Source organism: Brevundimonas sp., assembly GCF_023259385.1.
Classification (GTDB): Bacteria; Pseudomonadota; Alphaproteobacteria; order Caulobacterales; family Caulobacteraceae; genus Brevundimonas.
The window spans coordinates 445-5,219 of sequence record NZ_JAHFPF010000241.1 but is presented as its reverse complement, the minus strand read 5'-3'; the positions used below and the strand labels follow the sequence as shown (position 1 = coordinate 5,219).

Below are 4,775 nucleotides of genomic sequence, written 5' to 3'. Positions count from 1 at the left end.
TCGACACGGCCGGCGACGGCGCCCACGGCATCTTCGCCCAGTCGCTGGGCGGCGGGGGCGGCAACGGCGGCATGGCCATCGCCGGCAACCTGATCATCGGCGCCTCGGCATCCAGGCCCAGTCGATCGGCGGGGGCGGCGGCAACGCCAACCTCGGCTTCTCGCTGACGGCCGAGCCGGGCAGCCTGGTCATCGGCAACGCCCTGTCGGCCCTGATCGGCGGCGTCTTCGGCGGCGGCGCGGGCGGGATCGGCGGTTCGGTCACCGTCAACCACAGCGGCGATATCACCGTGCTGGGCGCCGGCTCCATGGCCATCAACGCCGAGAGCATCAACGGCGGCGGCGGCACCCTGGCGCTCGACTTCTCGGGCGTCACCGGCCTGCCGGGCGTACCCTTCGTCGGATCCGGCACGCCGCCGCCCCCGGCGGACCCCCTGGTGGCGGCCCGCGCGGGCGCCGACGGGGCCAGCGGCATGAATGCCGGTTCGGTCACCGTGAACACCAGCGGCGCCTTCGGCGTCGGCGGCGATCACGGCGTGGGCGCCTTCATGCAGTCGGTCGGCGGCGGCGGCGGCACGGTCAATCTGTCGGCCACCCTGGCCGCGTTGAACGATCCGACCGTGATCCTGCCGGCGGCCCCCTTGGCGTTCCAGATCGACCTGGGCGGCATCGACGGCGTCGACAACAGGGGCGGCGACATCCTGGGCGGCCACTCGGGCAGCCTGACCACCGTGGGCGAGGGCGCCCCGGGCGCCCTGTTCCAGAGCATCGGCGGCGGCGGCGGGCGCGGCGTCATGGATCTGACCGCTCCGGCGGGGACCCTGCTGGGCGACGTTTCCGTCACCCTCGGCGCGGTCAACAGCCAGACCTCGGACGGCGGCGCCATCAACCGCACCCAGGTCGGCCGGATCGGCACCTCGGGCGACCTGTCGGCGGGGGTCATCCTGCAGTCGATCGGCGGCGGCGGCGGCTTCGCCACCGTGGTCGTCAGCGGCGCGGGCTCGGCCAACGGGGCCCCGGCGCTTCCGGCCGCTCCGGCGCCGGAAGTGATGCCGGCCCTGTCGACCAAGAACAGCGGCCCGGTCCCGGCGACCCAGCCCGGCGTCTCGTCCAAGGTCAGCCCCGTCGTCGTGGCGGGCGGACCGCAGGTCCAACCGAGCCTGACGGACAAGGACGACGTCCTGAGCCCGATGGTCCAGCCGGTGATCCTCGATCCGCTGGCCGCGCTGGGCGATACGGTCGTCACCGTAAGCCTGGGCGCTTCGGGCGGCCTCGGAAACGACGGCGGCGCGATCAACTCGAACTTCAGCGGCGGGGGCATCAGCCTGGGCGATCATTCGCCCCTGCTGGTCGTGCAGTCGATCGGAGCGGGCGGCGGCGTCACCCTGATGAGCGGCGTCAACGCGCCGATCGTCAATCTGGGCGGAACCCTGGGCGCGACCGGCAACGGCGGCTCCATCGATCTGATCCACAGCGGGGACCTGCAGACCACCGGCGCCGGCTCGCACGGCATGCTGCTGCAGTCCATCGGCGGCGGCGGCGGCGCGGTGTTCGGCTCCTTCGACAACGCCACGGTGAACCTGAACGTCGCCAACAGCGGCAACGGCGGCGTCATCGGCCTGAACCACACCGGCAATATCGTGGTCATGGGCGATGGAGCCTATGGCGTCATCGCCCAGAGCCTGGGCGGCGGCGGCGGCTGGATCGACGGCGTCTTCGCCGGCACGGCCGGCGGCGCGGGCGCGGGCGGCGCGATCAACCTCGACGTCTCGGGCGTGGTCTTCGCTCCGGGCGAGGATTCGATCGGCGTCTTCGCCCAGAGCCTGGGCGGCACGGGGGCGGGGAACATCACCGTCCTATCGGACAACATGGTCCGGGGCGGCGCGGGCGCCGGGGTCGGCGTCCGCCTGTCGGGCGGCGCGTCCAACCTGATCCGCACCTCGGGCTCGGTCTCGGCTGTCTCGGGCCTGGCGATCGACACGGGCGCGGGCGATGATCGGGTCGAGAACACCGGCGCGATCTTCGGCAACATCGACCTGGGGTCGGGGACCAACGCGGTGCTGAATGGCGCGGGCGGGACCTTCCTGGCCTTCAACACCATCGACCTGCAGGACGGTCCGGGCAGCAGCGGCGTGTTCACCAACGCCGGCGACTTCGTGATGGGGCTCAGCGCCTCGCGGACCCCGATCGACCTGGCCGGCGGGGCGACGTTCGGCGATCTGGACGCCGAGGGCGATCCGTCGACCAACCTCTATTACGGAGCGCGGGTCATCAACACGGTCGCGCTGGACGGTGACTACGTCCAGACGGGAACCGGCCATCTGGTCTTCGACGTGGCCTACGGCCCCTATGCCTCGGACCGGGTCAACGCGACCGGCGACGCCACCGTCGACGGCACGGGCGAGGTGGTCCTGACCTGGCTGGAGAACTCCAACCGCGTCACCCTGTTCGCCACCGGCGGCGTGGGCGTCGATCACGGCCTGGAGATCGAGGACACGCTGGCGATGGACTACCGGATCGAGGCGGACGCCGACGGCGTGCACCTCGCGTTCAACACCCATTTCGGCCAGGACTTCCTGAACCGGAACGGGCGGGCCCTCGGCTACCACATGGACTCGGCCATCGCCGCCGGCGGGTCGTCGGGCATCGGCCAGCTGATGGCCCTGATCGGCAATCTCCAGGCCGGCGACGAGGATGCTTACCGCTACATCTTCAACGAGTTGAACCCGGAACCTCTGCTGGCTCCGACAGTGACGCAGTTCAGCGCTTCGCGTGATTTCTCCGACCAGATCTTCAACTGCGGTTCGGACATCGCCCCGGCGAGCGACCGGTGCGTCTGGGCGCAGATCGAAACGAGCGAGTTCGAACGCGAGGGCGACAGCGAGTTCTTCGGCATCACCGCCGACGCCGCCGCCCGCTTCCGCACCGGCTTCGAACAGCCGATCGGGCAGGGCTGGGTGGTGGGCGGAGCCCTGGGCTACGACGACCTGGGCCACAATTTCGTGGACAACGGCCGGGCCGTGTTCGAGGGCGACGGCTTCCACGGCGGCCTCGGCCTGCGCCAGACCGCGCCGGACGGCGGCCAGATGGGCGTGTCGATCAGCGCCGGCTGGCAGGCCGTCGAGACGACGCGCCTGAGCAACGTCTTCCAGCCGCTGAAGGGCGAGTCGAACAACGACACCGGCTATCTGCGGATGGACGCCGAGGTGGCGCACATCTTCGGCGCCGGCGCCTTCTATGCCCGCCCGGCCCTGCGGGGATCGGTGACGGCCCTGTACCGCGACGGCTTCGTCGAAGAGGGCATGGCCGGCCTGGGCGTCCAGGGCTTCGCGGACACCGAGGTGATCGGCGCCCTGAACCCCGAGGTCGCCTTCGGCTTCCGTTCGGACTACGGGCAGTCGTCCAGCGCTTCGGCCGTCCTCACCGTGGGCCGGGTCTTCCATTCGGAAGACGAACTCGTGGCTCCGATGCGTCTGCTGGGCTCCAATCCGGATGCGGCGCCGGCCTTCATCACCACGCCGATCGACGAGCAGGCGTGGCGGGTCGGGGCCGACGTCCGGTTCGGAAACGACGACGGCCTGTCGCTGCGCCTGAACTATGTCGGCGAGTTCGGCGACAAGATCGAAAGCCACACTGCGGGCGTGAATGTGCGCCTGAAGTTCTAAAGCGTCGCCGGCGCGCCCGTCCGTCATTGACGGGCGCGCCGGAGTTGCCGACGAAGGGATCATGTCCCTGTCCTACGTCAGCACCCGCGGCCGCTCGCCCCTGACCGATTTCGCCGGCACGGTGATCAACGGCATCGCGCCCGACGGCGGCCTGTTCGCGCCGTCGCGCTGGCCGAGCCTGGATCTGGCGGAGCTGACGGCGGGCGGGGCGGACTATGCGACGATCGCGACCCGCCTGCTGACCCCCTTTGTCGGCGAGGCCTTGCCCGAGGGCGCGCTGGCGGCGGCCGCGCGACGGGTGCAGGACCGCTTCCTGCATCCGGATGTGGTCCCGCTGGTCGAGCTGGAGCCCGGCCTGCATGTGCTGGAGCTGTTCCACGGGCCGACGGCGGCGTTCAAGGACCTGGCCATGCAGCTGGTGGCCGGAATGGCCGAGAGCCTGCTGGCGGCGTCCGGCGAGCGGCTGCTGCTCCTGACCGCGACCAGCGGAGACACGGGCGCGGCGGCGGTCAACGCCTTCGCCGGCGCGGACCGGATCGATCTGGTGGTCCTGCATCCGCTGGGCCGGGTGTCGCCGATGCAGCGGCTGCAGATGACGACGACCGGGGCATCCAATGTGCTGAACCTGGCGGTGCGCGGCGATTTTGACGACTGCCAGCGGCTGGTGAAGGCCCTGCTGGGCGTGCAGGCGCTGAAGGCCGGCCGGCGCGTCAGCTCGGTCAATTCAATCAACTGGGCCAGACTGTCAGGACAGGCGCCCTATTACGCCGCGGCCGCGTCGCGGCTGGCGCAGCCGGCGACCTATGTCGTGCCGACGGGGAATTTCGGTGACGCCTTCGCCGGCTGGGTGGCGCGTCAGTGCGGCCTGCCGATCGGCGCCCTGGTGGCGGCGACAAACCGCAACGATGCCCTGGTGCGAGCGCTGAACACGGGCGTCTACGAGCGAACCCAGGCCGAGCCGACCGCCAGCGTCAGCATGGACGTGCAGGCGCCGTCCAATTTCGAGCGGCTGCTGTTCGAGGCCACGGGCCGCGACGCCGACCTGACGCGCGGCCTGTTCGAGGACTTCGCAAAGCAGGGACGGGTGACCCTGCCGGACGACGTGCTGGCG

General features: G+C 71.1%; 1 protein-coding gene and 1 pseudogene. Both read left to right on the top strand.

Annotation, left to right across the window (positions count from 1 at the left end; all coding sequences use genetic code 11):
* A pseudogene (locus Q0C81_RS15510) lies at positions 1-3,664 on the top strand (hypothetical protein); the annotation flags it as partial.
* A gap of 61 nt (positions 3,665-3,725) precedes the next feature.
* Positions 3,726-4,775 (top strand): threonine synthase (gene thrC / locus Q0C81_RS15505; protein ID WP_291839909.1); only part of this gene is annotated, 1,050 nt, incomplete at its 3' end.